General features: G+C 69.6%; 24 protein-coding genes. 13 read left to right on the top strand and 11 right to left on the bottom strand.

Annotated elements, in window-relative coordinates:
* Nucleotides 1–171: 171 nt before the first annotated feature.
* From D0D37_RS17885 to D0D37_RS17870, 4 genes are all read left to right on the top strand, one after another.
* Entirely contained in the window at nt 172–765 is a 594-nt protein-coding gene (locus D0D37_RS17885; protein WP_116201691.1) for a hypothetical protein, read from the top strand.
* Nucleotides 766–815: 50 nt separating this feature from the next.
* Nucleotides 816–2,402 carry a DNA polymerase Y family protein gene (locus D0D37_RS17880; RefSeq protein WP_162834289.1) on the top strand — a complete coding sequence of 529 codons (1,587 nt, stop codon included), beginning with the start codon at nt 816–818 and terminating at the stop codon, nt 2,400–2,402.
* A gap of 178 nt (nt 2,403–2,580) precedes the next feature.
* On the top strand, nt 2,581–5,913 hold the full coding sequence (locus D0D37_RS17875; RefSeq protein ID WP_116201680.1) for an error-prone DNA polymerase: 3,333 nt from the start codon (nt 2,581–2,583) through the stop codon (nt 5,911–5,913).
* 90 nt (nt 5,914–6,003) lie between these two features.
* Nucleotides 6,004–6,591: a pentapeptide repeat-containing protein gene (locus D0D37_RS17870; protein ID WP_116201679.1), complete on the top strand. Its 588-nt coding sequence runs from the start codon at nt 6,004–6,006 to the stop codon at nt 6,589–6,591.
* Between the two features lie 59 nt (nt 6,592–6,650).
* Here D0D37_RS17870 and D0D37_RS47980 read toward each other — a convergent pair whose 3' ends face one another.
* A complete protein-coding gene (locus tag D0D37_RS47980; RefSeq protein WP_244223557.1) occupies nt 6,651–11,294 on the bottom strand; it encodes a glycohydrolase toxin TNT-related protein in 4,644 nt (1,547 codons plus the stop codon).
* 265 nt (nt 11,295–11,559) lie between these two features.
* On the opposite strand from D0D37_RS47980, the gene D0D37_RS17855 reads away from it, so the two are divergent.
* Nucleotides 11,560–12,414 (top strand): bifunctional methylenetetrahydrofolate dehydrogenase/methenyltetrahydrofolate cyclohydrolase, encoded by an 855-nt coding sequence (locus D0D37_RS17855; protein WP_116201688.1) that lies wholly within the window; start codon nt 11,560–11,562, stop codon nt 12,412–12,414.
* A complete protein-coding gene (locus D0D37_RS17850) occupies nt 12,414–12,725 on the top strand; it encodes a DUF3017 domain-containing protein (RefSeq protein WP_116201678.1) in 312 nt (103 codons plus the stop codon). Before D0D37_RS17855 ends, D0D37_RS17850 begins: the two co-directional genes overlap by 1 nt.
* 9 nt (nt 12,726–12,734) lie before the next feature.
* Here the strand turns inward: D0D37_RS17850 and D0D37_RS17845 are convergent, their stop codons facing one another.
* Nucleotides 12,735–13,913 carry an MFS transporter gene (locus D0D37_RS17845; protein ID WP_116201677.1) on the bottom strand — a complete coding sequence of 393 codons (1,179 nt, stop codon included), beginning with the start codon at nt 13,911–13,913 and terminating at the stop codon, nt 12,735–12,737.
* 185 nt (nt 13,914–14,098) lie between these two features.
* Entirely contained in the window at nt 14,099–14,422 is a 324-nt protein-coding gene (locus D0D37_RS17840; RefSeq protein ID WP_116201676.1) for an ArsR/SmtB family transcription factor, read from the bottom strand.
* A gap of 109 nt (nt 14,423–14,531) precedes the next feature.
* Here D0D37_RS17840 and D0D37_RS17835 point away from each other — a divergent pair, with 109 nt between their 5' ends.
* Nucleotides 14,532–15,722: an MFS transporter gene (locus D0D37_RS17835; RefSeq protein WP_116201675.1), complete on the top strand. Its 1,191-nt coding sequence runs from the start codon at nt 14,532–14,534 to the stop codon at nt 15,720–15,722.
* A gap of 13 nt (nt 15,723–15,735) precedes the next feature.
* Nucleotides 15,736–16,383: a spermine/spermidine synthase domain-containing protein gene (locus D0D37_RS17830; protein ID WP_116201674.1), complete on the top strand. Its 648-nt coding sequence runs from the start codon at nt 15,736–15,738 to the stop codon at nt 16,381–16,383.
* Between the two features lie 65 nt (nt 16,384–16,448).
* On the opposite strand, the gene D0D37_RS17825 is transcribed toward D0D37_RS17830, so the two are convergent.
* The 4 genes from D0D37_RS17825 to D0D37_RS17810 all read right to left on the bottom strand — a co-directional run bounded on the left by D0D37_RS17825 (nt 16,449) and on the right by D0D37_RS17810 (nt 18,947).
* Nucleotides 16,449–16,793, bottom strand: coding sequence for a PIN-like domain-containing protein (locus tag D0D37_RS17825; protein ID WP_208720012.1), 345 nt, complete (start codon nt 16,791–16,793; stop codon nt 16,449–16,451).
* Nucleotides 16,794–16,824: 31 nt separating this feature from the next.
* On the bottom strand, nt 16,825–17,475 hold the full coding sequence (locus D0D37_RS17820) for a DUF433 domain-containing protein (RefSeq protein ID WP_116201672.1): 651 nt from the start codon (nt 17,473–17,475) through the stop codon (nt 16,825–16,827).
* A gap of 101 nt (nt 17,476–17,576) precedes the next feature.
* Complete coding sequence (locus tag D0D37_RS17815; protein WP_116201671.1) at nt 17,577–18,158, bottom strand: HhH-GPD-type base excision DNA repair protein; 582 nt, start codon at nt 18,156–18,158, stop codon at nt 17,577–17,579.
* 27 nt (nt 18,159–18,185) lie between these two features.
* The gene (locus D0D37_RS17810) at nt 18,186–18,947 is read right to left on the bottom strand and encodes an AraC family transcriptional regulator (protein ID WP_116201670.1); all 762 of its coding nucleotides are present in this window, start codon (nt 18,945–18,947) and stop codon (nt 18,186–18,188) included.
* 50 nt (nt 18,948–18,997) lie between these two features.
* Between D0D37_RS17810 and D0D37_RS17805 the strand changes: the two genes are divergently transcribed.
* Nucleotides 18,998–19,411: a DUF2000 domain-containing protein gene (locus tag D0D37_RS17805; protein ID WP_116201687.1), complete on the top strand. Its 414-nt coding sequence runs from the start codon at nt 18,998–19,000 to the stop codon at nt 19,409–19,411.
* Between the two features lie 68 nt (nt 19,412–19,479).
* Complete coding sequence (locus D0D37_RS17800) at nt 19,480–19,986, top strand: hypothetical protein (RefSeq protein ID WP_116201669.1); 507 nt, start codon at nt 19,480–19,482, stop codon at nt 19,984–19,986.
* On the opposite strand, the gene D0D37_RS17795 is transcribed toward D0D37_RS17800, so the two are convergent.
* From D0D37_RS17795 to D0D37_RS17785, 3 genes are read right to left on the bottom strand one after another with little or no spacing between them, the layout of a single operon-like run.
* Nucleotides 19,983–20,582 (bottom strand): class I SAM-dependent methyltransferase, encoded by a 600-nt coding sequence (locus tag D0D37_RS17795; protein WP_116201668.1) that lies wholly within the window; start codon nt 20,580–20,582, stop codon nt 19,983–19,985. The two genes, D0D37_RS17800 and D0D37_RS17795, sit on opposite strands and share 4 nt — an antisense overlap.
* Before the next feature lie 29 nt (nt 20,583–20,611).
* Entirely contained in the window at nt 20,612–20,977 is a 366-nt protein-coding gene (locus D0D37_RS17790) for a DUF2203 domain-containing protein (RefSeq protein ID WP_116201667.1), read from the bottom strand.
* 37 nt (nt 20,978–21,014) lie between these two features.
* Nucleotides 21,015–21,491: a hypothetical protein gene (locus tag D0D37_RS17785; RefSeq protein ID WP_244223556.1), complete on the bottom strand. Its 477-nt coding sequence runs from the start codon at nt 21,489–21,491 to the stop codon at nt 21,015–21,017.
* A 229-nt stretch (nt 21,492–21,720) separates the two neighbouring features.
* On the opposite strand from D0D37_RS17785, the gene D0D37_RS17780 reads away from it, so the two are divergent.
* Together D0D37_RS17780 and D0D37_RS17775 are read left to right on the top strand one after the other, a co-directional pair.
* The gene (locus D0D37_RS17780) at nt 21,721–22,944 is read left to right on the top strand and encodes an NADP-dependent isocitrate dehydrogenase (RefSeq protein ID WP_116201666.1); all 1,224 of its coding nucleotides are present in this window, start codon (nt 21,721–21,723) and stop codon (nt 22,942–22,944) included.
* A 191-nt stretch (nt 22,945–23,135) separates the two neighbouring features.
* Nucleotides 23,136–23,447, top strand: coding sequence for an SH3 domain-containing protein (locus tag D0D37_RS17775; protein WP_116201665.1), 312 nt, complete (start codon nt 23,136–23,138; stop codon nt 23,445–23,447).
* A 385-nt stretch (nt 23,448–23,832) separates the two neighbouring features.
* On the opposite strand, the gene D0D37_RS17770 is transcribed toward D0D37_RS17775, so the two are convergent.
* Nucleotides 23,833–24,564: an MBL fold metallo-hydrolase gene (locus D0D37_RS17770; protein ID WP_116201685.1), complete on the bottom strand. Its 732-nt coding sequence runs from the start codon at nt 24,562–24,564 to the stop codon at nt 23,833–23,835.
* A 63-nt stretch (nt 24,565–24,627) separates the two neighbouring features.
* On the opposite strand from D0D37_RS17770, the gene D0D37_RS17765 reads away from it, so the two are divergent.
* Nucleotides 24,628–25,443 carry an exodeoxyribonuclease III gene (locus D0D37_RS17765; RefSeq protein WP_116201664.1) on the top strand — a complete coding sequence of 272 codons (816 nt, stop codon included), beginning with the start codon at nt 24,628–24,630 and terminating at the stop codon, nt 25,441–25,443.
* Nucleotides 25,444–25,894: the final 451 nt, after the last annotated feature.

Raw genomic sequence — 25,894 nt, 5'->3', positions numbered from 1 at the left:
CCTCCGACCCGGCTCCACCCCGCCGCCCCGCCTTCACCGGCGGACCCGACGGACCCGGCGGATCCGGCGCACCCGCTGGCCAAGCTGACCGCCCTCCCCGGCGTCAGCACTGCCAGCACCGTCGCCGCCGAGCGGGCTTCCCGGACCGACTGGGGCCGCGCCGCCGGGCGGATGCTTCCCGTGGCCCCAGCCCTGGCCGATCTTCTCCCCGGGGCTGGGTTGCGCCGCGGGAGCGTCGTCGCGGTCCACCACTCCACCTCGTTGCTGTTCGCGTTGCTCGCGGAGGCGACCGTCGCCGGGGCGTGGGCCGCGGTGGTCGGTGCCCCCTCGCTGGGGATTGTCGCGGCGGCTGAGCACGGGGTCGCCGTTTCGCGGCTCGCGTTGGTTCCTCAGCCGGGAGCCGAATACCCGGCGGTGATGGCCGCTTTGCTCGACGGCGTCGACCTCGTCGTCACCGAGCCTCGTTCAGTCCGGCCGGACGTCGCGCGCAGGCTCTCGGCAAGGGCGAGGAATCGCGGGGCGGTGCTGCTTTCGCTGGGGCCCTGGCCTGCCGCCGACGTCGAGCTGCACTGCACCCCCGGAGCCTGGACCGGTGTCCTCGAACATGGCGCCGGACACCTCCGTTCCCGCCCGGTCGAGGTGCATGCCCGCGGACGCGGTGCAGCGGCCCGGCCTCGGTCGGCACCGGTGCTTCTGCCCGGACCGGACGGGCGGGTTTCCCGGGGTGAAAAGCGCGTCGCAGCACGGGAAGAGGCAGTCGGGTGACCAGTGACGTCCACAAAGGACAGAAAGATCCACGTCGCCACCCGGTGCGGATGCTGGTCCTCTGGTGTCCGGACTGGCCCGCGGTCGCTGCCGTCGCCGCGGCGGGGAGTGTGCTTACCCGGCCGGCGGCGGTGTTCCATGCCAACCGGGTCGTCGCGTGCACCGCGGTCGCGCGGGCGCGGAACATCCGGCGCGGCATGCGGCGGCGAGAAGCGGAATCCCAGTGCCCCGACCTGGCGGTGTTCGGCGTCGACGAGGCGCGGGACGCACGGTTCTTCGAGAACGTCGCGGCGGCGGTGGAGGAACTGGTCGTCGGACTGGAAGTGGTGCGGCCTGGGCTGCTCGCGGTTCCCGTCGCGGGCGCGGCCGGGTATTTCGGCGGCGAACCGCAGCTCGCGGAGAAACTGGTGGACCAGGTGGCCGCGGCGGCTGGGGTCGAATGCCAGGTCGGCGTGGCGGAGGGATTGTTCGCGGCGACCCTCGCCGCGCGGCAGGGGGCGCTGGTCGAACCTGGGCGGGCTGCCGAATTCCTCGCCCCGTTGCCGGTGCTCGAACTGGACCAGCCCGGCTCTGAACGAGCGGATCTGGTCGGCCTGCTCGTCCGGCTCGGGTTGCGCACGCTCGGTGCCTTCGCCGAACTCGGCGAGCGGGACGTAGCCGCTCGGTTCGGGCGCACCGGGGTGCTCGCGCATCGGCTGGCCCGGGGATTGTCCGACCGGCCGCCGTTGCGCCGCAGTCCGCCGCCGGAGCTGTCTCTCGCCGAGTCGTTCGACCCGGTGCTTGCCCGCGTGGATGTCGCTGCGTTCATGGCCAAAAAGCTCGGTGCGCGATTCCATGCCGCACTCGCTGATCGCGGGCTCGCGTGCACTCGATTGGGTATATACGCGACCACTGAGAACGGCGAGCAGCTCGGTCGCGTCTGGCGTTGTGCGGAACCACTTACGCCGCAAGGGGTCGCGGACCGGGTTCGGTGGCAGTTCGAGGGCTGGCTCAAGGCCGCGCCCGGCGAACGGCCCACGGCCGGGGTCGCGCGGTTGCGGCTCGAACCGGAAGAGACTGTCGAAGGGAGGTCATTGCAGCTGGGGCTGTGGCGGGGGAGCGATCCCGGTGCCGGCCCCGGCGAGGACGAGGAATTGGCTGCCGAACGGGCTGGCCGGGCGTTCGTGCGGGTGCAAGGTCTGCTCGGCCCGGAAGGCGTGGTCACGCCGTTGCTCGACGGCGGACGCGATCCGGCAAGCCGGGTCCGGCTCATTCCGTGGGGCGATCCGCGGGAGCCCGTCGGACCGCCGGACGCCACGTGGCCTGCCCGGTTGCCGTCTCCGTCCCCGGCGACGGTGCTGGAACAACCGTTGCCAGTCCAGGTCATCGACGATCAGGGGAGGCCAGTCGGACTCACCGCGCGCAAACGGTTGACCGCGCCGCCGCACGGACTTCGCGTCGCGGGCGGGCCACCGCGGCCGATCACCGGATGGGCCGGTCCGTGGCCGGTCACGTCGGGCCGTCGTTCGACCGGGCCGCAGCAAGCTCGGCTGCAGCTGTTGCTCGAAGCAGGGGAAAACGAGGCGCCGGAGGCGGTGCTCGTCCTCTGCTCCGGAACTGAAAATCCAGTGTGGACAGTGGAAGGAAGTTACGACTGATGGGAGCAAGGACCTGTACCTGCTCAACAATCCTTGGTGACAGTGAAGGGAAACTGATGGACCACGACCTGCCGGCGCCCCGCGTTCCGGTCGAACCGCCGTGCCCGTTCGACCCGGTGCCGGTCGCGCTGCTGATCCCGCAGCCCCGCCGATCGCCCGAGAACCGGGTGGACTGACGATGGGCTGGAACAACCCGCCGGTCCCGTGGAAGGACCTCGCGCGGGCGCTCTCGGGCGGGATGCCGCCCGGCGACCACGGCGACAGTCCCGCGTGGGGCCGCAAACGCGAGGCGTACCGCCGCCCCGCCGACATCCCGCCGCCTCGCAGCGACCTGGAGGCCGGGCCGCGGGTGGCGTATGCCGAACTGCACTGCCATTCCAACTTCAGTTTCCTCGACGGCGCCAGCCATCCCGAGGAACTGGTGGAGGAAGCCGCGCGGCTGCGGCTCGACGCGATCGCGCTCACCGATCACGACGGCATGTACGGAGTGGTCCGTTTCGCCGAAGCGGCCAAAGAGCTAGGTGTCGCAACGGTATTCGGCACCGAGTTGAGCTTCGGGCTGCCCGGGCCGCAAAACGGTGTCGCCGACCCCGAAGGCGAACACCTCCTGCTGCTGGCCCGCGGTGACGACGGTTACCGCAGCCTGTGCCGGGCGATCACCGCCGGACAGCTGCGCGGTCACGAAAACGAAAAAGCGGAGCGTGCCGAAAAAGGCCGTCCGATCTACGACTTGCACGCTGTGGCGGAGGAAGTCGCGGGGAAATGCGCGGTGCTTACCGGCTGTCGCAAGGGATCCGTGCGTTCGGCATTGGTGCGCGAAGGCCCGGACGCCGCGCTCGCCGAACTACGCCGGCTGGTCGATCTCTTCGGCCAAACCCAGGTATACGTCGAACTGATCGACCACGGCCAGCCGCTCGACAGCGTGCACAACGACCTGCTCGCCGAGATGGCCAGCGAACTCAAGCTGCCCACCGTCGCGACCACCGCCGCGCACTACGCCCGCCCAGAACGCGGCCGCCTCGCTGACGCGCTTGCCGCCATCCGCGCGCGGCGCAGCATCGACGACCTCGAAGGCTGGCTGCCCGGCGACGCCGCCGCGTTCTTGCGCTCCGGCAACGAAATGGCGGAAGTCTTCCAGCGGTATCCGGGCGCGGTGCAGCGGTCGGCGTTGCTGGGCATGGAATGCGCCTTCCCTCTTGAGCTTCTCGCGCCGGAGCTGCCGCCGTTCGACGTGCCGGACGGCGAGACCGAGACCACGCACCTGCGAAATCTCGTCAAGAAGGGCTTCGAGGAGCGCTACTCGGGCAAAGACCACGAGGACAAGGCCTGGCAGCAGATCGAGCACGAGATGGAGGTGATCGAGAAGCTCGAGTTCCCCGGGTACTTCCTGATCGTCTGGGACATCGTCCGGTTCTGCCGGGAAAACGAAATCCTGTGCCAGGGAAGAGGTTCCGCGGCCAACTCGGCGGTGTGCTACGCGCTCGGGATCACCAAGGTCGACCCCATCGAGTACCACCTGCTCTTCGAGAGGTTCCTTGCGCCCGACCGCGACGGCTACCCGGACATCGACATCGACATCGAGTCCGACCGGCGCGAGGAAGCGATCCAGTACGTCTACGGCAAACACGGCAGGCTCAACGCCGCGCAGGTCGCGAACGTGATCACCTACCGTGCCCGCTCCGCGATCCGCGACGCCGCCCGGGCGCTCGGCTACTCGCCCGGCCAGCAAGACGCGTGGAGCAAACAGATCGACCGCTGGGGCGCCTTGCAGCGCACGGAAAAGGACCACGACCACGACATCCCGCGCGACGTCGTGCAACTCGCCTTCGCGCTCGAAGACTTCCCGCGGCACCTCGGCATCCACTCCGGCGGCATGGTGATGTGCCGGGAACCGGTGAGCCAGGTGTGCCCGGTCGAATGGGCGCGGATGGAGAACCGCAGCGTGCTGCAGTGGGAGAAGGAGGACTGCGCCGCGGCGGGGCTGGTGAAGTTCGACCTGCTCGGGCTCGGCATGCTCTCCGCGCTGCACTACATGCTCGACCTGGTCAAGGAGTACAAGGGCGAGGAGATCGATCTCGCCGAATTGGACCTCAACGACGAGAACATCTACGACATGCTCTGCCGTGCCGACGCGATCGGCGTGTTCCAGGTGGAGAGCCGGGCCCAGCTGGCGACCTTGCCGCGGTTGCGGCCGCGGGAATTCTACGACCTGGCCGTGGAAGTCGCGCTGATCCGCCCCGGCCCGATCCAGGGCGGTTCGGTGCACCCGTACATCCGCCGCAAACAAGGGCGCGAGAAGTGGGAGTACGACCATCCGCTGCTGGAGAAGGCTCTGAAGAAGACGCTGGGAGTCCCGCTGTTCCAGGAGCAGATGATGCAGATCGCCCTGGACGTCGCGAACTTCACCCCGGCCGAGGCCGACCAGTTGCGGCACGCGATGGGCTCGAAACGGTCGCAGCGGAAAATGGAACGGCTGCACAAGCGGTTTCTCGACGGAGCCATCGCCAACGAGGTGGACGCGGAGCTGGCGGAGAAGATCTTCCAGAAGCTCAAGGCGTTCGCCAACTTCGGCTTCCCGGAAAGCCACGCGCTGAGCTTCGCGCATCTGGTGTTCGCGAGCGCGTACTTCAAGCACTACCACCCGGACGCGTTCTGCGCGGGCCTGCTGCGAGCGCAGCCGATGGGGTTCTACTCGCCGCAGTCGCTGGTGGCGGACGCGCGCCGGCACGGCGTCGTCACGCTCGGCCCGGACCTCAACCTGAGTCTCCCGCACGCGACCCTGGAAGCGTTGCCGGACAACGGAAAACTCCATGCGGTGCGCGGCGGGCTCAGCACTGTCCGGATGATCGGCGAAACGCTGGCCAAGGAGATCGTGGCGGAACGGCAGGCGAACGGCCGCTACGAGAGCATGTCCGACCTCGGCAGGCGCGTCCGGCTCACCACGCCGCAGCTGGAAGCGCTGGCCACCGCGGGCGTGTTCAGCGCGTTCGGCCCGGACCGGCGGCAGGCGTTGTGGTCCGCGGGCGCGGTCGCACAGGACCGGCCGGAGAAACTGCCAGGCACCGGCGTCGGCGTGGACGCGCCGATGCTGCCCGGGATGGACGGGCTCGACCTCGCCGCCGCCGACGTGTGGGCCACCGGGATCTCGCCGGACAGCTACCCGACGGAGTTCATCCGCGACCGGCTCGACGCGCTCGGGGTGATCACCGCCGACCAGCTCCTGGGCCGGGACGACGGGGAACGGGTGCTCGTCGGGGGAGCGGTCACGCACCGCCAGCGCCCGGCGACCGCCGGTGGAGTCACGTTCCTGAACCTCGAGGACGAGACCGGCATGGTGAACGTGATCTGCACACTCGGGCTGTGGCAACGGTTCCACCGGATCGCGCGGGGCAGCGCGGCCCTGCTGGTGCACGGAGTGCTCGAAAAAGCGGACGGCGTGGCGAGCGTGCGCGCGCAGAAACTCGAGCAGCTGACGCTGCGGATCCCCACGAAATCCCGGGACTTCCGATGACCGGCGGACAGTTCGTGGACACACGCCTTCCGGCGGCTCGCAGCCACCCCGTCGACGAGGCGGCGCCGGGGCTGCTGTCATCCTGTCGGGGTGACGGAGACCGGCGAGGACTACACCGAAGCACGACTTTCCGGCCAGTGGTGGGAAAAACGCCAGTTCGTGGGTTGCGATTTCACCGAGGCGGACCTGCGCGACCTGCGCACCCGCGGCTGCACCTTCGACAACTGCGACTTCACCAAGGTCGACCTCGCCGGTTCGCGGCACGACGCGTCGGCGTTCCGGTCGTGCACGTTCGACCGGTCGGTGCTCGCCGACAGCCGTTGGTCGTCGTGCTCGCTGCTTGGTTCGTCCTTTGTGGACTGCCGATACACCGGGATCGCGCTGACCGAATGCGATCTGTCGCTGGCGTCGTTCGCGCGCGGCCGGTTGCGGAAACTGGACCTGTCGGGCCTGCGGATGCGGGAAGTGAACCTCAACGAGACGGATCTGACGGATTCCGACCTGCGGGGCACGGATCTGTCCGGGGCCCGGATGATCGGCACGAAACTTCCCGGAGCCGACCTGCGCGGCGCGGTGGTCGACGCGAACGGGCTGGTGCAGGCGGATCTGCGCGGGGCGTACGTGGACGTCGAACTGGCGGTGTCGTTCGCCGCGGCCCATGGCTTGGTCGTCAAGTAGCCCGTTTTCGCGCACGGAAAAGGGGCGAAGCCCGCTGGCCCCGCCCCTTTTCCGCGTTCTCAGTCGATCGGCGGTTCGCCCGGGTCGAGTTCGATCAGGTCGCCCTCGGCGAGCAGTTCTTCGATGCTCGCCGGAAGCAGGTACGCCGACCCGCCGCCCGGCTGGTTGAACCACGGGATCGCCACCCCGGCAAGGGTTTCGAGCGGCCGCTGCACCCGGTACACGTGGTACGGCCGGTTCACCCACTCCGGCACCAGCGAACGCTCCTCGAACGGGGTGCCCGCCGCGTAGGTCAGGTTGCCGTTCGGGCCGCCGAAGCGGTCCAGTTCGCTGCCCGCGGGCAGTTCGCGCAGTTCCTTGCCGCGGAACAGAGTCAGCGGCGGTTCCCCGGACAGCGGTCCGATGGGCCACTGCCCGCTGCCGCCGGATCCGTTGGCGCGCACCGGTTCCTCGCGCCGCACCGGGGGTTCCCGCCGCGGCGGCGGGCCGACCGGAGGCGCGACCTGGGTGGGCGGCGCGCTGACCGGCGAGGCGATCTGCGTCGGCGGAGCGCTGACCGGAGGAGCCACCTGGGTCGGCGGGCTCACCGGGGCCGCGATCTGCGTCGGCGGAGCGGGCGGCGGGGTCTGCCGGGCCGGCGGCTCGTCGTCGGCCAGCAGCTGATCGGCAGGCGTGAACGCGGTCTGCTCCTGCGGCGGCACGTTCTCGCGGGGCCGCACCGGGAACGAGCCCGTCGCGACCTCCGGCGACAACGTCGCCACCACCGGCGGTTTCGGCGCGTCCGCGACTGGCTCAGCCGGAGCCGGGGCTTGCGGCGCGACATACCCGTCGGGGTACAGCAGCACCTTGCCGAGCATGAACGCCGCGGCGTCCTCGGCGTCGCCGAACACCGCCGGGTTGATCAGCTCGCCGTCGTACCAGCCGACGCGCCAGCCTTCGCCCACCTGCTCGACGCTCCACCCGCGTTCGGTGGGGCCGCCGAGCCGGTACGCGGCATCGGGCACGTTCAGCTCGTCGAGCTTCGCCTGCAGATCGGCCAGCTCCGGTTCGGCCGGCTGCTCCCGCCGCACGACCGGGGCCGGTTCGGCCTGCTCCCGTGCCGCGCGCCGCCCGCCGGACGGCGGGGGCACCGGCATCTCCGGCACCGGAAGCCCGCCGGGGATCTCGGACCCCGGCATGATCATCGTGGTCGGCGGGCCCGCGTCGTACTCGCCCTCGCGCCGGCTGTCGTCCTCGTAGCCACCGGAGTGCGTGAACAGTTCGGCCCGCTGCTCGTCGTCGTCGCGGGACGGTTCGTTGCCGTGCGTGAAGAGCACCGGCTCGTCGTGCCCGGCGTCGACCGGCTGGTGGACGTCGGTGTCGTCCTCGTCGTCGCCCGGATGGCCCGGACCGGTGCCGTTGCGACCGGGGACGAGGTCGTGGTGGACCTCGGTGTGGTCCTCGTCGTCGTAATGGCCGTCGTCGTAATGGCCGTCGTCGTAGCGGTGGTCGTACTGCGCGCCGTCGAAGTCCTGCTCGAACGGCGGCTCGGCCGGACGCTCCGGCGCGGTGCCGTGCCGCCCCTCGGCCTCCTTCTCGCGACCGCGACCGTGCGCGGCGGCAAGCCCGGCCGCAGCTAGCCCGCCAGCCGCGGCGATCCCGGCCGCAGCCGCGCCGACGTGACCGCCGTGCTCGCCCGCCGGTTCGGCCTGGCTGTCGGGTTCCGCGCCGCGCCGCCCGCCGTCCTCGGCGTTCAGCCGCACGTCTTCCCGACGGCTGTCGTCCGCCTCGGCATCCGGCTGGGCCCGCCGACGGCCGCCCTCCTGGTCACCGCGACCGTCGGCCGCCGCCGCGCGACGGCCCGCCTCAGACTCGGCGTTGTGCCGGTTCGAGGCGGCGGGTTCGTCGGCGGTGCTGTCCGCGCCGATGAGCCCGTCGGCACCGATGAGGCCATCCGCGCCGACAAGTCCGTCCTCCGCGTGCGGGGCAGGCTGGTCGAACGCGCCGGGGACCTTGCTCCCGTGCGCGTCGAGGTGGTCGTCGTACCCGTGGGCGTCGTCGTAGTCGCCGGTCGCCTCGCGGTTGCGGTCATCGACGTGGTGCTCGTCGTAACCCGCTTCGTCGTGACCGTGCTCGTGGGACGCGGCGTCCTCGTACCCGTGCTGGTCGTCGGAGTAACCGCTCTCGTACCCGTGCGGTTCGGCGTCGTACCCGCGAGCGTCGTGCGATGCGGATTCGTCGTATTCGCCATGGGAGTCGCGGTAGCCGCCTTCATGGCCGGACTCGTCGTAGCCCTGGCCTCGCTGGCCTTCGCCGCGGTCATGTCGGTCGTAGTCCTCGGCGTGGCCGGACTGGTCGTACCCGCTGTCCTGACCGTGCTGGTCGTAAGCGGCGTCGTGGTGGCCAGGCTCGGCGTAACCGACGGCGTCGTGGTGGCCAGGCTCGGCGTAACCGACGGCGTCGTGGGCGTGGTCGTCGTAGCCGGACGCGTCGGGATGCTCGGCGTAGTCAGCCTCATGCGGGTGACCGGGATCGTCGGCTCCGCGCGAGCCAGCGAACTCGGCAGCTCCCACCGCGCCCGCGACTCCGGCCGCTCCCGCTGCGGCTACTCCCAGTCCATGCGACCCGCTGGGGCTGTCCGTGGGGGACACTCGCGTGCCCTGCGGACCGCTCGGAGCATCCTGCGCGCCCGGGCCTTGCGGACCAGACCGGTCGTGCCGGTCCGAACCACCGCGCGCGGCTGGCCCGAAGGGATCGTCGGAACCGCCGCGGTCGTCGAAGCCGGATTCATCCGCGGCACCGGGCTCGCCGGGCCTGCCGAACTCGTCGGCTCGGTTGAACCCGTCGGGACCCTCTGGTCGGCCAACTGCGCCGGGCCTGCCAGAGTTGGGGCCGCCGAATTCGTCGGCTCGGCCGAGACTGTCGGGGCTGCCTGCCGTGCCGGGCCTGCCGGACTCAGGGCTGCCGAACTCATGGGCCGCGCCGAGATCGTCGTGACCGAAATCGTCTAGGCCACCGGCCGAGCGGGGGTCATCGGCTGGGCTGGGCCTGCGGGAGCCGGGTGCGCCGAAGTCGTTCGCCGAGTCGAAATCGCCTGGACCGCCCGCAGCGCCGGGCCTGCCGGAGCCGCGGTTGCCGAGGTCGTTCGCCGAGTCGTAGCCGTCGGGGCCGCCGGTCGCGCCGGGCCTGCCGGAACCGGAGCTGCCGAACTCGTCGGAGCCGTCCGGGCGTCCGGGCCTGCCGGAATCGCGGTTGTCGAAGTCATCGGCTGGGCCGCGACGGTCGGAACCAGGGCCGCCCGGTCCGCCGGTAGCGCCGGGCCTGCCGGAGGCGGCGGCGTCGAACTCGTCGGCTGGGTGGAAGTTGTCGGGGCCGTCCGGTCCACCGGCCGTGCCGGGGCCGTTGGACCTGCCTGCGGCGGCGAGTCCGGCTGCGCCGAGACCGGCCGCGCCGAGTCCAGCTGCTGCCGCGCCGACTCCGGCTGTGCCAAGGCCGCCAGCACCAGCGCCACCAGGGCTGCCGGAGCCGGGTCCGGCAGCGGCGGGGACGCCGGAACCAGGGCCGTTGGCATCGAATCCGCCAGCGCCACCGGGTCCGCTAGGTCCACCGGGGCTGCCGACGCCGTTCGGCCCGCCGGGACCGTTAGGTCCGCTCGGAGCGCCAGAACCGCCAGCGTTGCCCGCGCCACCGGGACCGCCGGGCCCGCCGGGAGCACCAGCGCCGCCAGGGCCGCCAAGCCCACCGGTCCCGGCAGGTCCGCCAGGCGCACCCGGTCCGCCGGGCCCACCAGCTCCAGGGCCGCCGGGCCCGCCAGGGCCAGCGCCAGGCCCGCCAGGACCACCGGCCCCGCCAGGGCCGCCAGCCCCGGGAGCAGGCCGTTGCTGCGGAGTCTGGCTCCCGCGAGTCAGGTACGCCGCCGCGCCCTGCAGGGTCAGGTCGTCCACCTGCGGATGCTGGAAGCCGTTGGCCCGGATGTGCTCGATCAGATCCGCTTCCGGCGAGACGCCGTACGTGCGGAGGTAGAAGTTCACCGCGGCCGGCCAGATCCAGTGGCCGTCGCTGTGGAAGGCGACCGGCACCGTCGCCTCGGGAGTCTGGGCCAGCCGGTCGATGTCGTAGCCGCGGTCCTGGACCACGACGGGCGCGTGGTCGAGGTAGTCCAGCAAGCGGTCCTGCTCGTCGACGTCCAGGTCGGGACGGTTGATGACGGGGCGGCCGGCCGGGCCGATGGTGTCGAAGATCCGCGCGATGCGGAAGTGCGGTCCGGGCTGCTCCGGGCCGAGGCCGGACATCCGGCGGATCAGCCACTCCGGCACGTTGTCCTCGGTGCGCGGGAACATGCGCAGCTCGTCGGAGTACGCCTGGGGCGGCGGGGCGAGGTGCCAGTGCGGCTCGTCGCGGTTGTACTCGAGGTTGTAGCTGGAGGGGTGGTCCAGCTGGTACCGCGCGTTGAACCAGGTGCCGCGGCCGTCGCGGTACATGCCCGCGCGGAGCCTGCCGAAGAGGGTCGCGATGTCGTGTGTCGCGATCCATTCCTGGGCCGATCCGTCTTCGAGCACGATCTCGCCGGTCAGCTCGTGGTACCTGCCGACGGCTCGGTACTCCGCGGAGACTTTGCGCCAGTCGCGCGGGGCGGCGCGAAGCAGGGCCAGTCCGATCTGCTTGACCAGAGTGTCCTGCTCCGTCGCGTTCAGCTGCGTCGTCGGTTGTGCCACAGAGAACATTTTGACTGTTCGCGCGCACGAACGCACCCCGCATAGGGCTTTTGCCACCCTCGGGCCGGTGGACGTGCCCGCTGACCTCGACGGACGCGATATGGCACGGGTCACACGCCAGGGTGGGTGATGCGGTGGAGCCCCTCCAGCTTAAGACCCGGGACGGCTGATTCGACGGAAGACGCGCGGGCCGATCGGGTGGTGTCGTGCGCACACAGAGTGCAGAACCCACTCCTGACCGGCAGCCTCCGGCGACTCTGCGACAATGGCCGCCGTGACGGCGAAGATTCTCGACGGCAAGGCCACGAAGAACGCCATTTTCGCAGAGCTGCGCCCGCGCGTGGCCGCGCTCGCGGAGAAGGGGATCACCCCTGGGCTGGGCACGGTGCTGGTCGGCGACGACCCCGGTTCCCACGCCTACGTGAAGATGAAGCACGCGGACAGCGCGAGGATCGGCGTCAACTCGATCCGCCGCGACCTGCCCGCGGACATCTCGCAGGAGAAGCTCGAGGCCGTCATCGACGACCTGAACGCCGACCCGGCCTGCCACGGCTATCTCGTCCAGCTGCCGCTGCCGAAGCACCTCGACGCGAACCGCGTCCTGGAGCGCATCGACCCGGAGAAGGACGCCGACGGCCTCGCGCCGATCAGCCTCGGCCGGCTCGTGCTCGGCGAAAAGGGCGCGCTGCCCTGCACTCCTTACGGGATCATCGAACTGCTCAAGCGGCACGACGTCGAGCTGAACGGCGCGCAGGTCACCGTGGTCGGCCGCGGCATCACCGTCGGCCGCACGCTCGGCCTGCTGCTCACCCGCCGCAGCGAAAACTCCACCGTCACGCTTTGCCACACCGGCACTCGCGACCTCGCCGCCGAGGTGCGCCGCGCGGACATCGTGATCGCCGCGGCGGGCGTGCCCGGGATCATCAAGCCGGACATGGTCAAGCCCGGCGCGGCAGTGCTGGACGTCGGCGTTTCGCATGTGGACGGCAAGCTCACCGGCGACGTCGACCCGGCGGTGGCCGAGGTGGCCGGCTGGCTGTCGCCCAACCCCGGCGGCGTGGGCCCGATGACGCGGGCGATGCTGGTCACCAACGTGGTCGAGGCCGCGGAACGCGCGGCCGCGCGCTGATGGCGATGACGGGTCAACGGCAGCGCGGCGATCGTCCCTGGCTCGTCCACGTGCCGTTCGCGGTGATCATGCTGCTGCTGGCCGTCGCTGTGGTGCGGGCCTTGCAGTACCACTGGCGCCAGGGTGCGGCGCTGGTCGGCGTGGCCCTGTTCGTGGCCGGTGTGCTGCGCGCGGTGCTGCCGGAGGAGCGCGCCGGGCTGCTGGCGATTCGCGGCAAGGCCGTCGACATCCTCACCTACGGCGCGTTGTGCGCCGCGGTGCTCTACATCTCGCTGTCGATCGTCGGCGGCCCGCTCGACACCTCGTCCTAAAGGAACCGGTCAGGACGCGAGCGCGAGTTCCTTCTGGACCCGCGCCTCGCGCCGGTCCAGCAACCCGGACACCGCGGCGATCGACACCCCGAGCACGGCCAGCAGCGCGCCGACCCAGTTCGGGGCCAGCAGGCCGAGCCCGCCCGCGATGACCAGGCCGCCGAGGTACGCGCCGATCGAGTTGGCGATGTTGAACGCCGACTGCACAGCGGCCGAAACCAGCGACGGCGTGCCGCCCGCCTTCTCCATGATCCGCGCCTGCATCATCGGGCCGATCATGAAGCCGGCGACACCCACGAAGAAGATCGTGATCGCCGCGCCGACCTTGCCCTGCGCGGTCACGGTGAAGATCGCGAGCACGGTGGCCAGCGAGAGCAGCGCGACGTACAGGCTCGGCATCAGCTTCTTGTCGGCGAGCCGTCCGCCGAGGTAGTTGCCGATCGTCATGCCGACGCCGGCGAGCGAGAGCAGCACCGTGACGTTGGCGGGCGAGTATCCGGCGACGTCGGTCAGCATCGGCGCGATGTAGGACATGCAGGCGAACACGCCGCCGAGCCCGAACATCACGATCGCCAGCGCCAGCCACACCTGCGGACGGCGGAACGCGCCCAGTTCGCCGCGGATCGACGGGTCGGCCGGGCGGCCCTGGTGCGGCACCAGCTTCGCGATGGCGGCGATGGCGAGCAGGCCGATCACCGCGACGACGCCGAACGTCGCGCGCCAGCCGACCTGCTGGCCGAGCAGCGTGCCGAGCGGGACGCCGATGACGTTCGCCAGCGTCAGGCCCATGAACATCATCGACACGGCCTTCGCGCGCTGGCCCGGCTGCGAGAGGCTGGACGCGACGACCGCGCCCGCCCCGAAGAACGCGCCGTGCGGCAGTCCGGCGAGGAACCGGAACACGATGCCGAACTCCTGGTTCGGCGAGAGCGCGAACAGCGCGTTGCCGACCGTGAACAGGCCCATCATCGCCAGCAGCATGGTTTTGCGCGGCAACCGGACGGCCAGCGCGGTGAGCAGCGGCGCGCCGATCACCACGCCGAGGGCGTAGGCGGAGATGAAGTAGCCCGCGGACGGGATGTCGATGTGGAAGTCCGCGGCGGTCAGAGGCAGCACACCCATCATCACGAACTCGGTGGTACCGATGCCGAAGGCACCGACGGCGAGCGCGAGCAACGCGACGGGCACGGCTCTCCCTTCCTGAAGAAATCGATTGCTCAGGGCCTGGATCGCAGGTTTCTGAAGCGCTTTAGAACGAGGGCAAAAAACTAGACAGCCCCGACGTCGTCGTGCTGTCTCGCTCTAGTTGAACCGATGGAGGGCGGCCTTGTCATCCCGGTATTCGGGTGAGGCCCGCCACGTAGCGCGACCGCTCAGCGCAGCGCGGCCAGCACGCCGTCGAGCAGGCCGGGGAAGAGCACGTCGAGATCGTTGCGGCGCAAGGAGTTGTACCGGGTGGTGCCTTCCTGGCGGCCGACGATCACTCCGGCCTGGCGCAGGGTCGCGAGGTGATGGGTGAGTGTGGATTTGGTCACCGGCACCTCGAAACCGCTGCACGAGATCTCCGTTTCGGAGTTCGCCAACTGCCGGACCATCGCCAGGCGGACCGGGTCGGCCAGCGCGCGGAGCACCGCTTCGACGGTGATTTCGTCGCGGTCCGGATAGGCGAGCGGCGGGAGGGGCGCGGAAGCGGGCATGCGTCCATAGTACGACGCCTGTCGAAATTGTCGGTGCGGCCGTGTACGGTCTTTATCGAACTACGACGTTCATCGAACTATCCGTTCAGGTCTCATTGGGGGGACATTCATGTCCAGCGTCTCGTCCTCGGCGGCGGCCCGGAACTCGGTGCTCGCGTTCGGGGCTTTCGGCGTCGGCACCAGCGGCTACATCGTGGCCGGGCTGCTGCCGGCGCTGACGTCCGAGCTGCACATCTCCGCGACTGCCGCGGCGCAGCTCGTCACCTCATTCGCCATCGCGTACGCGGTGGGCTCGCCGTTGTTCGCCGCCGCCACCGGAAGGTGGGAACGGCGGACGCTGCTGGTCGCCGCGCTCGCGGTGGCGGCGGTCGGGAACGTCTTCGCAGCCGTCGCGCCGGGGTACACCACGCTGCTGATCGCGCGGGTCGTCACAGCGATCGGGGCCGCCGTCTACACCCCGGCCGCCACTGCCGTCGCCGCGGAATTGACTACGCCAGAACGTCGCGGCCGAGCCGTTTCGCTGGTGTTCGGGGGGCTCACCATCGCGCTGATCTTCGGCGTTCCGCTGGGCAGCGTGATCTCCCAGCAGTTCGGCTACGAAGGCGCGTTCCTGTTCGTCGGCATCCTCTCGGCACTGGGCGCGCTCGGAGTGCGGGTCGCGTTGCCGAAGGTCGCGCCGCCGCCGGCGGTCGGGCTCGCCGAGCGGTTCGCGATCGCACGGGACAAACGGATCGTCGCGCTGCTCGTCACCACCACGCTCGCCTGCCTCGCCGCGTTCATGGTCTACACGCTGGTGTCGCCGGTCCTGTCCGCCACGGCCGGGGTTTCCGGCGGGACGGTCACGGTGCTGCTGTTCTGCTACGGCATCGGCGGTGCGATCGGCAACTTCGCCGGCGGCCGCGCGGCCGACCGGTGGGGCCCGCGCAAGCCGCTGCTGATCATCCTCGCCGGGTTCACCGCCGTGATGGTGCTGCTGCCGTTCACCGCGACGACCGTCGTCGGGGCCGGGATCACGTTGTTCGTGTGGGGCGTGGCGAACTGGTCGTTCAGTCCGCCGGTGCAGCATCGGCTCATCGAGCTGTCGCCGGGGCACGCCGGTCTCGCGCTGTCGCTCAACGCGTCGGCGATCTACCTGGGCGTCGGGCTGTCCGGAATCGTCGGCGGCGCGGTGCTGACCTCGGCCGGGGCGACTGTCCTGCCGGAGATCGCCGCGATCCTCGCTGCCGCGGCGGCGCTGGTGGTCGTGTTCTTCTGGGGCGCGCGGAAGCGGGTTGAGGTCCGCGAGGAGGTCGCGGTCTGAGAAGCTGCGCGGCGTGGCAGAGGTACTGGAAACCGTGCCCGGGCGCGGCGGAGAACTGGTGCTGCGGCGCGACGGCGCCGAGTTCGAGGTGATCGAAAACGGGATGTTCCTGATGGACACCCGAAACGGCGAGTCGGAACGGCAGCTCGTGACCGGAGCGGCCGACCGGCTCGCCCCCGGCGCGCGAGTGCTGATCGGCGGCCTCGGCGTCGGATTCTCGCTGCGCGCCGCGCTGGACCACTCCGCGGTCGGCTCAGTGGTCGTGGTGGAACGCGAACCGGCGGTGATCGCCTGGAACCGCACCGGTCCGCTGCGCGAGGTGCACGGCGGGGCCTTGGATGATCCGCGGGTGACGGTGGTCGAGGCGGATCTGCTGGAGTGGCTGCGGACGACCGGCGAGACGTTCGACGCGCTGTGCGTGGACATCGACAACGGTCCAGAGTGGACGGTCACCGAGGGGAATGCGTCGCTGTACGCGGCTTCCGGCTTGGATCGACTGTCTCAGCTGCTGCGTCCGGGCGGGGTGCTGGCGGTGTGGAGCGCGGGCGCGGCACCGGGGTTCACGGCTCGGCTGGGGGAGCGGTTCACCGAGGTGGACGTGGTGGAGATTCCGGTGCCGCGCGGGGAACCGGACGTGGTCTGGTTCGCGCGGGGCTCGTGAGTGTTTGTCCCGGTTCTAACTGGGATAGGCACTCGCGACGAGGCTGAGTCAGTTCGTCATGCAGTTCACGGCCAGGTTGCGCGAAGCCTCTGCGCGCCAACTGCGTACGCATGGGGGCCGCCTCGTGCGACGGCTCGGTAGATCGCCTGCCGATGCTGCTCGAAACGCGCCACCATGTCATCGACCCTGAGGCGCTGGTTGTCGAGATAGAAGAGAACTCCGCCGTACTTTTCCAACGGTGCGCGTTCCGAGTCCCGACCCTTGATTCGGCCGTCCTTGCACAATGGCGACCAGCCTCGGGCCAGGCCATAGTCCAGCCAGTCCTCGTCCGCGACGTGCTGGGCGTCGTTCGGAAAGTGCGCGGCAGCTCGGTGCACAATCCAGCCCAGGTCAGTCAGCTCTTCGGCCAACCGTCGCCCCAACCCGCGATCAAGGAAAAACTCAGGCGGCACGGCCTACTCTGCAGATCTCTTCGACCTGTTCCGAAGTGAGACCGTATTCGTAAGCGACGTCGGTGAAGGACTCGCCAGCCAGCCAGAGATCGACAACGGCGTCGACTGGCACCTTCGTCGACTCGACAACGGGTGTTCCCCATCCGAACCGGGGGTCGATCACTACTGGTGCCAGATCCGGGTATTGCCGGAGGCGCAGGCTTCCGGCGAAACCGTCTGCCGCGTCCCATTCAATGAAATGCAGGTAGTCGTTGATGATCTCGCGGAACGGACGTTGGCCGTCCCCGACGCGCGCGAGATCGCCGTCCGCGTAGTGGAGGAAGATGTCCACGCCGTCGGTCGCGATCTGCTTCGTCGCCAGCGCGTAGGGCGTGTGAAAAGACCGCCGAACTTCGGCCGCAGCGTCACGGATCTTTCGCTTGGTCAGGCCGAGATCTCGCAGAGCCCGAAGCACGTACGCTTCGATCACAGCGACAAACGGCACTGAAGGCCTGCCATGCCGCTCTGGCTCGACTCGGTGGACCAACGGCGCGCCGTCAGCCTGCTCGCCGAGCCAGCCGTACATAGTGGATCGAGGAATCTGTAGATGCCGAGCCACGGCTTTAGGAGTCAGCAGCGGATCGGTGAACTTGTCGACCACGGCCCCTCCTTCATGATGTGGATTCGTCCTCTACATGACCCACTGTATCGGTTTGCTCGGTTGCCGGGTGGCTCAAGTCTGTGTGTTCGCACGGGGATGAGTCAGTTCGCCTTGGCGGCGGCCTTCGCGGCCTTCTTGAACGCGCGCACCTCACCGAGCGTCTTGGCGTCCGTCACGTCCGCGATGGACCGACGGGAGCCGCGGTCGCCGTATGCGCCTGCGGCTTCGCGCCAGCCCTTCGGGGCTACCCCGCGCTGTTTGCCCAGCAGCGCCAGGAAAATCTTCGCCTTCTGCTCGCCGAAACCGGGCAGCGCCTTGAGTCGCTTCAGCACTTCCTCGCCGTCCGGCCTGGGGCGGCCGTCGAGCCAGATGCCTTCGGTGCGGCCGTCGTAGTTCTCGATGATGTGCAGCGCGAGCGCGTGCACGCGACGGGCCATCGAGCCGCCGTAGCGGTGGATCGCGGGCGGGACCACGCACATCTCTACGAACTTGTCGACGTCCGTCGCGGCGATCTTGGCGAGGTCGAAGCCGTCCATCCGGTCGGCGATCTTCCGCGGGCCCGCGAAGGCGTGCTCCATCGGGTACTGCTGGTCCAGGAGCATCCCGGTGAGCAGGGCGAACGGGTCGTCGTTGAGCAGCTTGTCGGCCGCCGGGTCGCCGGTCAGGTGCAGTTCGCGCAGCATGGGGTCATCTTCGCACAAACCGCCCGGTCAGCCGCGTGCGAAGCGGGCTGGGGTGGTGCCCAGGTAGCGGCGGAAGTGGCGGGTCAGGTGTGCCTGGTCGGTGAATCCGGCGGTCGCGGCGACGGACGCGGGCGGGGTGCCGTCGAGCAGGAGGCGGCGGGCGTGGTCGACGCGGCGGCCGGTGACGTATCGGTGCGGCGGCAGTCCGAAGCGGCGGCCGAAGGCGCGGACGAGGTGGACGGGATGCGCGCCTAGCGCTTCGGAGGCGTCGGCCAGCGTCAGCGCATCGGGGAGGCGTTCGTCCAGGAGGTCGCGCAGGTCGTCGGCCAGGCTGCGGTCGGGTGGCGCGATGGTCGGGCGGCCGAGGTGCAGGCGCAGTCGCTGGGCGACCAAAGCGAGGCGGCTTTCGGCTTCCAGCGGTTCGGCGAGCGCCTGGTGCAGCTGGTGGATTCTGGTGCGCAGCAACGGATCCGGCAGGCTCGGCTGATCGACCGCGGCTCCGATCAGGTCCTCGCCGAGCACGTCGGCGTCGAGGTAGAGCACGCGTTTGCGGAAGCCCTGGCTGGTCGCGGCGCGACCGTCGTGCGCGACGTTCGGTGGCAGCAACGTGACGGCCGTGCCGAGTGCGCCGTGGTGGTGCCGGTCGAGGTCGTAGCTGATCGCGCCGTCGTCGACGATCAGCAGTGTCCAGGTGTCGTGCGTGTGCGCGGGGTACGCGTGATCGGTGAACCGGGCGTGGAACGCCTCGGCGATTCCCGGCACCGAAGGACGCCAGGCCGACACCGTCATGTTCAAAACGTACAAGACCCACGCGCGGCGCCGAGCCGATGCTGTCCCGCATGAACCGATTCGACACGAAGATCGCCGTGCTGCTGCGGGACGACCTGGCCTCGTGGCAACGGCTGAACGTCACGGCGTTCCTGGTGAGCGGCGTGGCCCACACGACGCCCGAACTGATCGGCGAGCCCTACCTCGACGCCGACGACGCCGAGTACCTGCCGATGTTCCGCCAGCCGGTACTCGTGTTCGCGGGTTCCGCCGAGACGCTCGCATCGGCACACAACCGCGCGTTCACGCGAGGTCTGCGGTTCTCGATCTTCACCGACGAACTGTTCCAGACCGGCAATGACGTCGACAATCGCGCGGCGGTGCGGGCGGTGTCGCGGGAGAAACTGGCGTTGGCGGGGATGGCTGTGCACGGGCCGAAGAACGCGGTGGACAAGATCCTCAAGGGCGCTCAGCTGCACGGCTGAATGGGGGATTTTTCGCCGCGGCACTGGGAATCCTGCCAAGATCGGCAGCAACCCAGGGGAGGGAAATCATGCGAAGAATCTTGGCGGTCGTCGCCGCGGCGGGCATCGCGTGCGGAACGGCATCGGTCGCGCACGCCGACCCGGTCGGATTCAGCTACACCTCGGACGTCGGCGCGTACCCGTTCGAAGGCAGTGCTTCGTGGGGCACCGGCCAGGTGGACGTGTGGGAGTACGGCGACGCGGTGAAGGTGCACGCCGAATCGGCTGACGGCTGGGATTGGGCCCGGCTCGAACTCAGCGCGCCCGCCGGACAGCAGCTGCACGAGGGAACCTACTCGAACGCCGCTGTCCGGCAGCAGAATTCGCCGCAGCTCGCGACGCCTGGCTTCATCGCGTTTCGTGGCACCAGGGCGGGCGGCACGGGCGCCTGCGCCGAGCCGGGTTCGACCGCCGACTTCACCGTGACCCGCCTCGCCCGTGCGGCCGACGGTGCGGTGACTGACCTCGACGTCGCCTTCGTCCTGCACTGCACCTCCACCGCCGCTACTCGCGGCGAGGCGCACTTCCACCGCTAAACCTCCGCGAACACCGCGAAAACCTGCCGTACCCGGTCGCCCTGATCGAGCGTCACGTGCTGTGCCGTCGCCGAGCTGAAGCCGGCGTCGGTGGCCAGCGCGGCGGCTTCGTCGAGGGTGCCCGGGACGCGCAGGTCTCGCGGGAACACGTTGGCGAACTTGCCGGTCGGCTTGAAGCGTTCCGACGACACCATGCTGAACGCCAGCTTGCCGCCGGGACGCAGCACGCGCCGCCAGTCGGCCAAGGCGCGCGCGCCCAGGAAGTGCAGCGCGGACGCGCAGACGACCGCGTCGGCCTCGCCGTCGCCGAGCGGCAGCGGGACCGCGGATCCGACGTGCCAGGAGATCCGGCCGTCCGGGTCGCGGTCGGCGGCCTTGGCTCGGGCGATCTCGATCATCGCGGGGGAAAGGTCGATCGCGAACACCGCGGCCGGGTCAAGGCGCAGCGCCGAGAAGGCGGCCGCGCCGGTGCCCGCGGCGACGTCGACCAAGAGGTTGGGCTTGGGGGCCAGGCCGCCGATCAGCTGCTCGGCCACGTACGGGTGGAAGGTGTCCTCGTCGTATGCTGCCGCGTCGGCGTCGAAAAGTGTGCTCACCTAGCCACCGTAGTGGGCTTGACCAGTGATTATCCGGGCAATCGGCGACGGCCGGCGAAACCGAGGTCGGCCCGGTGGTACCAGGTCAGCTCACGGTCGCCCTCGAGCCAGCACAGCAGCACGTCGTCGCCGTCCAGCGAGGCCGGGAAGTCCACCAGCAGCGGGGCGAAGCCCTTCAGCTCGGCCCCGGTCGCCTGGATCGCGGTCATCAGGTCGTCCAGCCTGGCTTGGGCGGCCTTCCACTCCGGCAGGCCGCCGAGGCTGGTGTCCCGCCCGCCCGGACGCAGGGACGCGGCGAGTTCGGCGGCGTCGGCGCGGACCCGGATCAGTTCGGCGAGAACGGGAAGCAGCCGGGCGAGTTCGGTGCGGGCCTCGGCTACGGTGAACAATCCCATCTGCAAATAGTCTCACCGGGCCCGCGCCGTCCTGCCGCTACCTGCGCCGGCGCGCGAGCGTCGTCGCCAAACCCGCGCCGACCAGCAGGAATCCGGTGCCGAGCAGCGCGCCGGACACCAGCCAGCCGCCGAATCCGGCCGCCAGCTCGTCGGCGGGCAGCAGGCGCAGCAGGTCGATTCCGGTCCGCGGCGACACGAGCGTGGCCACCCCGGGCAGCACGCCCCAGATCAGGCCGCCGACGATCGGCCCGGTCGACGACCACGCGCCGAGCACCGCCACTCCGACGAGCAGGAGCGCGCCGACCACCATCAGCGTCATGCCGAGACCGTCGCCGTGTTCGGCGAACGTCGCGGACACCTGGGTCTGCTGGCGGTAGCCGCCGTAAGCCAGCACGCCGATCGCGACGGGCGTGAGCACCAGGCCGCACAGTCCGCTCAGCACGCGCGCGACGGCGCGGCTGGCCGGCTGGCTGACCGTCGCCGGTTGGGCTGGGTAGGGCGCGGGGTACGACATGGCGAGGACCTCCAGGCTGTGGTTATGCGATGGGATGCTCGCCGGGCTTGTCCGGTTCCCCTCGGCTGGGCGCCGGGATCGTGCCCGGTCGGAGAGCCGCGTCAAGGGTGGTAGAGACTTGATTCCGACCACTTCTGGAACCATCCAGCTCTGTTAAGCAGTACGCTTGTACCGCTATCGGAGAGCGAAGAAGCGAACGCGAAGATCCGCGGAAGGAGCACCGCTGCTCATGGCCAAGATCAAGGTCCAGGGCACCGTTGTCGAACTCGACGGCGACGAGATGACCCGCATCATTTGGCAGTTCATCAAGGACAAGCTGATCCACCCGTACCTGGACGTCAACCTGGACTACTACGACCTGGGCATCGAGGAGCGGGACCGCACCGACGACCAGATCACGGTCGACGCCGCCAACGCCATCAAGCAGCACGGCGTCGGCGTCAAGTGCGCCACGATCACGCCCGACGAGGCGCGCGTGGAGGAGTTCGGCCTCAAGAAGATGTGGGTGTCCCCGAACGGGACCATCCGCAACATCCTCGGCGGCGTGATCTTCCGCGAGCCGATCGTCATGCGGAACGTGCCGCGGCTGGTGCCCGGCTGGACCAAGCCGATCATCATCGGCCGCCACGCGCACGGCGACCAGTACAAGGCCACCAACTTCAAGGTCCCCGGCCCGGGCACCCTGACGATGACCTACACCCCCGAAGACGGCTCCGAGCCGATGGAGTTCCAGGTCGCGAACTTCCCCGAGGGCGGCGGCGTCGCGATGGGGATGTACAACTTCCGCAAGTCGATCGAGGACTTCGCGCGCGCGTCGCTGCAGTACGGCCTCGACCGCGAGTACCCGGTCTACCTGTCGACCAAGAACACCATCCTCAAGGCCTACGACGGCATGTTCAAGGACGTGTTCCAGGACATCTTCGAGGCCGAGTTCAAGGCCGACTTCGACGCCAAGGGCATCACCTACGAGCACCGGCTGATCGACGACATGGTCGCCGCGTCGCTCAAGTGGGAGGGCGGCTACGTCTGGGCGTGCAAGAACTACGACGGCGACGTCCAGTCCGACACCGTCGCGCAGGGCTTCGGTTCGCTCGGCCTGATGACCTCGGTCCTGCGCACGCCGGACGGCAAGACGGTCGAGGCCGAGGCCGCGCACGGCACGGTCACCCGGCACTACCGCCAGCACCAGCAGGGCAAGCCGACCTCCACGAACCCGATCGCCTCGATCTACGCGTGGACCCGGGGCCTCGAGCACCGCGGCAAGCTGGACGGCAACCAGGAGCTGATCGGCTTCGCGAACAAGCTGGAGCAGGTCGTCGTCGACACCGTCGAAGGCGGCAAGATGACCAAGGACCTCGCGCTGCTGGTCGGCAAGGACCAGGAATGGCAGACGACCGAGGACTTCCTCGCGACGCTGGACGAGAACCTGGCCAAGAAGATCGCGCAGGGCTGATCTTTCTTTAGCCGTTAGGGAGAAGGGCACCTCGGAGGAGTCTTCCGAGGTGCCCTTCTCTTTTTTGTCACTCTTCGTGTTGTGTCGGTGACAGGATTGGCACCTCCGGGTGGAATGGCGGCGGGAAGCTGTCCGGGCCCGGTCGGACTGCCTACTCTGGACGAGGGGTTTTTCGCGACTGAGGAGCGGCCGTGATTCTGGGTTTGCCCAAGAAGACACTGATTATTATCGGCGTCATCGCTGCGGTCGTGGTCATCTACGCGTTCGGCCAGAAAGGCCAGGCCGACGCGCAGGGATCCCCGACCGGCTGCAAGGTCTCGGTGACCGCGGACGTGCTCAACGCGCGGGAAACCGCCGCGGGTAACGGGAAAGTCATCGGGAAGTACTTGCGCGGCGCGGAATTCGACGCACAGCCGATGGTGCAGAACGGGTTCCGGAAGATCGCCGACGGCAAGTGGGTTGCGGACAGCTTCGTGACGCCGGTTCCCGGGGCGAAGTGCTGAGTCCGGTTCGTACTGGGTCCTGGTCGCGGGGCTGAGCGTCGTCTTTGCCGACGCTGGTCTGCACGGACTGCTTGCGGTGCTTGGGTTCGCGTGGTTGCCGGGTTCGGTGCGACGCGTGGTTCGGCTGGGGCTTGGCGGTTGCTGAGCTTGGTTCTGGACGGGCTCGGGTCGCGGTGCGGCGGCTCCCGTAGTCGTTCGCCGTTTCGTCTCATGTGGTGGGACGGCTTCTGTTGTCCAACCAGGAATGCGGCCGATCGGTTGAGCCGATGCCGCCGTGCGGACCGAAACTTCAGCGATTGCCGAACGCCTTTACGGCGCCTGCACGGGTTCGCCTTGCTCTTTGCGTTGCTCCGCGGCGCGAAAGCGCGTTTTACGGTGGACGCGATTATGCGTGATTCAGCATGAGTCCTTCTTCCGCGGCGAGCACTTCTCCGGAGAACTCGGCGCGGGCTTCGGCCACTGAAACCGCTCGGTCGGAACCTGGCCAGAAATGCGTGAGCAGCAGCGTTCGGACATTCGCCGCAGCGGCGAGTCGACCTGCTTCCGTGGCGGTCATCAGATAGCGCGGGCCGTCCGGCGGTGCGCCTTGCAGGGTGGCTTCGCAGATGAGGACGTCGGCGTCGCGGGCCAGGTCGGTGAGTTGCGGAGCGGGACCGGTGTCGCCCGTGTAAGCGAGGGTGTAGCCGGGTGTGGTGAGCCGGACGCCGTAGTTCGGCACGTGGTGCGGCAGGAGTGCGGTGGTGAGCCGGAACGGGCCGAGGTCGGTCTCGGGACCTAGGTCGTGGAGGGCGAAGATCTCGGCGGGGGCCGGGTTGGGCTCCATCGCGGCCAGCCGGTGAACGGTGCCGGGCGTGCAATGCATCGGGAGTTTGCGGTCGGTCGTGTAATGGCGGGCTCGGCCGAGCGCGCTGACGTCCGCGAGGTGGTCGGGATGCTCGTGCGTGACGACGATCGCGTCGAGCCGGTCGGCGGAGACATGTTGGAACAGCTGTGCGGCGGCTCCGTAGCCGAGGTCGAGTACGAGGTGGAAATCCTCGTGGGACAGCAGGAATCCGGCGCAGGCGCGACCGGGCTCCGGCCAGGCGCCGCAGCTGCCGAGGACTGTCAGACGGGGCATGGCGATCATTCTGGACCTCGCCGGACCTGCCTTGCGCGGAAATTGTCGGACCCGGCGGGTAGCGTGCGCGGGGTGCTGATCGTCTCCACTGTCAACGTCAATGGCCTCCGGGCTGCCGTCAAGAAGGGCTTCGTCGAGTGGCTGGCCGCCACTGAGGCGGATGTCGTCGCGTGTCAGGAAGTGCGGGCCGAGGCCGCGCAACTGCCCGCGTCCGTCGTCGCGCCGGAGGGGTGGTTCGCCGCGCACGCGCCTTCGGTCGCGAAGGGGCGCAACGGAGTTTCGCTGTACAGCCGCGTCGAGCCGGACGAGGTGCGGACCGGGTTCGGCGAGCCGGAGTTCGAGGACAGCGGGCGGTACCTGGAAATGCACCTGCCCGGCGTGGTGGTGGCGAGCCTGTACCTGCCGAGCGGCGACGTCGGCACCGAGCGCCAGGACGAGAAGGAGCGCTTCATGGCCGCGTTCCTGCCGTACCTGGTCGAGCTGCGCGCGAAGTCGGCCGCCGAGGGGCGGGAGGTCGTCGTGGTGGGCGACTGGAACATCGCCTACGACACCGTCGACCTCAAGAACTGGCGCGGCAACCAGAAGAACTCCGGCTTCCTGCCCGAGGAACGCGAGTGGATGGGCCGCGTCTACGAGGCGGGCTACACCGACGTCCAGCGCCGGCTCGACGCCGAGGGTCCCGGCCCGTACACGTGGTGGTCCTACCGGGGCAAGGCGTTCGACAACGACTCTGGCTGGCGCATCGACTGCCAGCTGGCGACCCCCGGCCTCGCGGAGAAGGTGAAGTCAGTAGTGGTCGAACGGGCAGATTCCTACGACCAGCGCTGGTCGGACCACGCGCCGGTCACCGCGAAGTACGACGTGCCGTTCCCGGGCTGAGCCCGGTTTCCCAGTGGTGACTAGTTGGTGAATAACCTGCGGAGAGTAGTTCGGGTTTGTGCTGAGGGGTGATTCTGTCCGGTTTCGCCGGGGCTGAGGACACTGTGCGTGGTTCCGCGAATGGCGCACAGCTCTGACCACCGACGACACCGAGACGGCAGGGGTGCCCATGATTACTCCCCGAGTGGGCGCTAGCCTCGGCTCCCGAGTTGATCAGATCCGACAGGTCTTGACACGCTCGGTAGTTTTCTGACCAGTAGCACGTCGAGAACTCATCCTTACGGGTGAGACGCTCACTCAGAACAGTCACCTCGCGGGAGGCACTCCGGTGCGCAACCCAGGCCGGTTCGTGACACGGTCCACGCTGGCTTCTTGCCGTCCAGCGCTTCAGTCGTCTGTCGCCCCATCGGGGGTGCCCGGCGCGGAGGCGGTTAACCGGACTCCGCTTCGC

The organism is Amycolatopsis circi, from assembly GCF_003385235.1.
Lineage (GTDB): Bacteria > Actinomycetota > Actinomycetes > Mycobacteriales > Pseudonocardiaceae > Amycolatopsis > Amycolatopsis circi.
Note: the sequence above shows the minus strand (reverse complement) of the source record. Positions and strands in the feature narration are given on the sequence as shown.

Bases quoted from the DNA above. Each gene is read 5' to 3' on its own strand.
- D0D37_RS17800 (WP_116201669.1), top strand. From the start codon at position 19,480: ATGCGAAGAATCTTGGCGGTCGTCGCCGCGGCGGGCATCGCGTGCGGA.
- D0D37_RS17805 (WP_116201687.1), top strand. From the start codon at position 18,998: ATGAACCGATTCGACACGAAGATCGCCGTGCTGCTGCGGGACGACCTG.
- D0D37_RS17770 (WP_116201685.1), bottom strand. From the start codon at position 24,564: ATGCCCCGTCTGACAGTCCTCGGCAGCTGCGGCGCCTGGCCGGAGCCC.
- D0D37_RS17835 (WP_116201675.1), top strand. From the start codon at position 14,532: ATGTCCAGCGTCTCGTCCTCGGCGGCGGCCCGGAACTCGGTGCTCGCG.
- D0D37_RS17810 (WP_116201670.1), bottom strand. From the start codon at position 18,947: ATGACGGTGTCGGCCTGGCGTCCTTCGGTGCCGGGAATCGCCGAGGCG.
- D0D37_RS17840 (WP_116201676.1), bottom strand. From the start codon at position 14,422: ATGCCCGCTTCCGCGCCCCTCCCGCCGCTCGCCTATCCGGACCGCGAC.
- D0D37_RS17880 (WP_162834289.1), top strand. From the start codon at position 816: ATGCTGGTCCTCTGGTGTCCGGACTGGCCCGCGGTCGCTGCCGTCGCC.
- D0D37_RS17875 (WP_116201680.1), top strand. From the start codon at position 2,581: ATGGGCTGGAACAACCCGCCGGTCCCGTGGAAGGACCTCGCGCGGGCG.
- D0D37_RS47980 (WP_244223557.1), bottom strand. From the start codon at position 11,294: ATGTTCTCTGTGGCACAACCGACGACGCAGCTGAACGCGACGGAGCAG.
- D0D37_RS17850 (WP_116201678.1), top strand. From the start codon at position 12,414: ATGGCGATGACGGGTCAACGGCAGCGCGGCGATCGTCCCTGGCTCGTC.
- D0D37_RS17790 (WP_116201667.1), bottom strand. From the start codon at position 20,977: ATGGGATTGTTCACCGTAGCCGAGGCCCGCACCGAACTCGCCCGGCTG.
- D0D37_RS17885 (WP_116201691.1), top strand. From the start codon at position 172: ATGCTTCCCGTGGCCCCAGCCCTGGCCGATCTTCTCCCCGGGGCTGGG.
- D0D37_RS17785 (WP_244223556.1), bottom strand. From the start codon at position 21,491: ATGTCGTACCCCGCGCCCTACCCAGCCCAACCGGCGACGGTCAGCCAG.
- D0D37_RS17780 (WP_116201666.1), top strand. From the start codon at position 21,721: ATGGCCAAGATCAAGGTCCAGGGCACCGTTGTCGAACTCGACGGCGAC.
- D0D37_RS17815 (WP_116201671.1), bottom strand. From the start codon at position 18,158: ATGCTGCGCGAACTGCACCTGACCGGCGACCCGGCGGCCGACAAGCTG.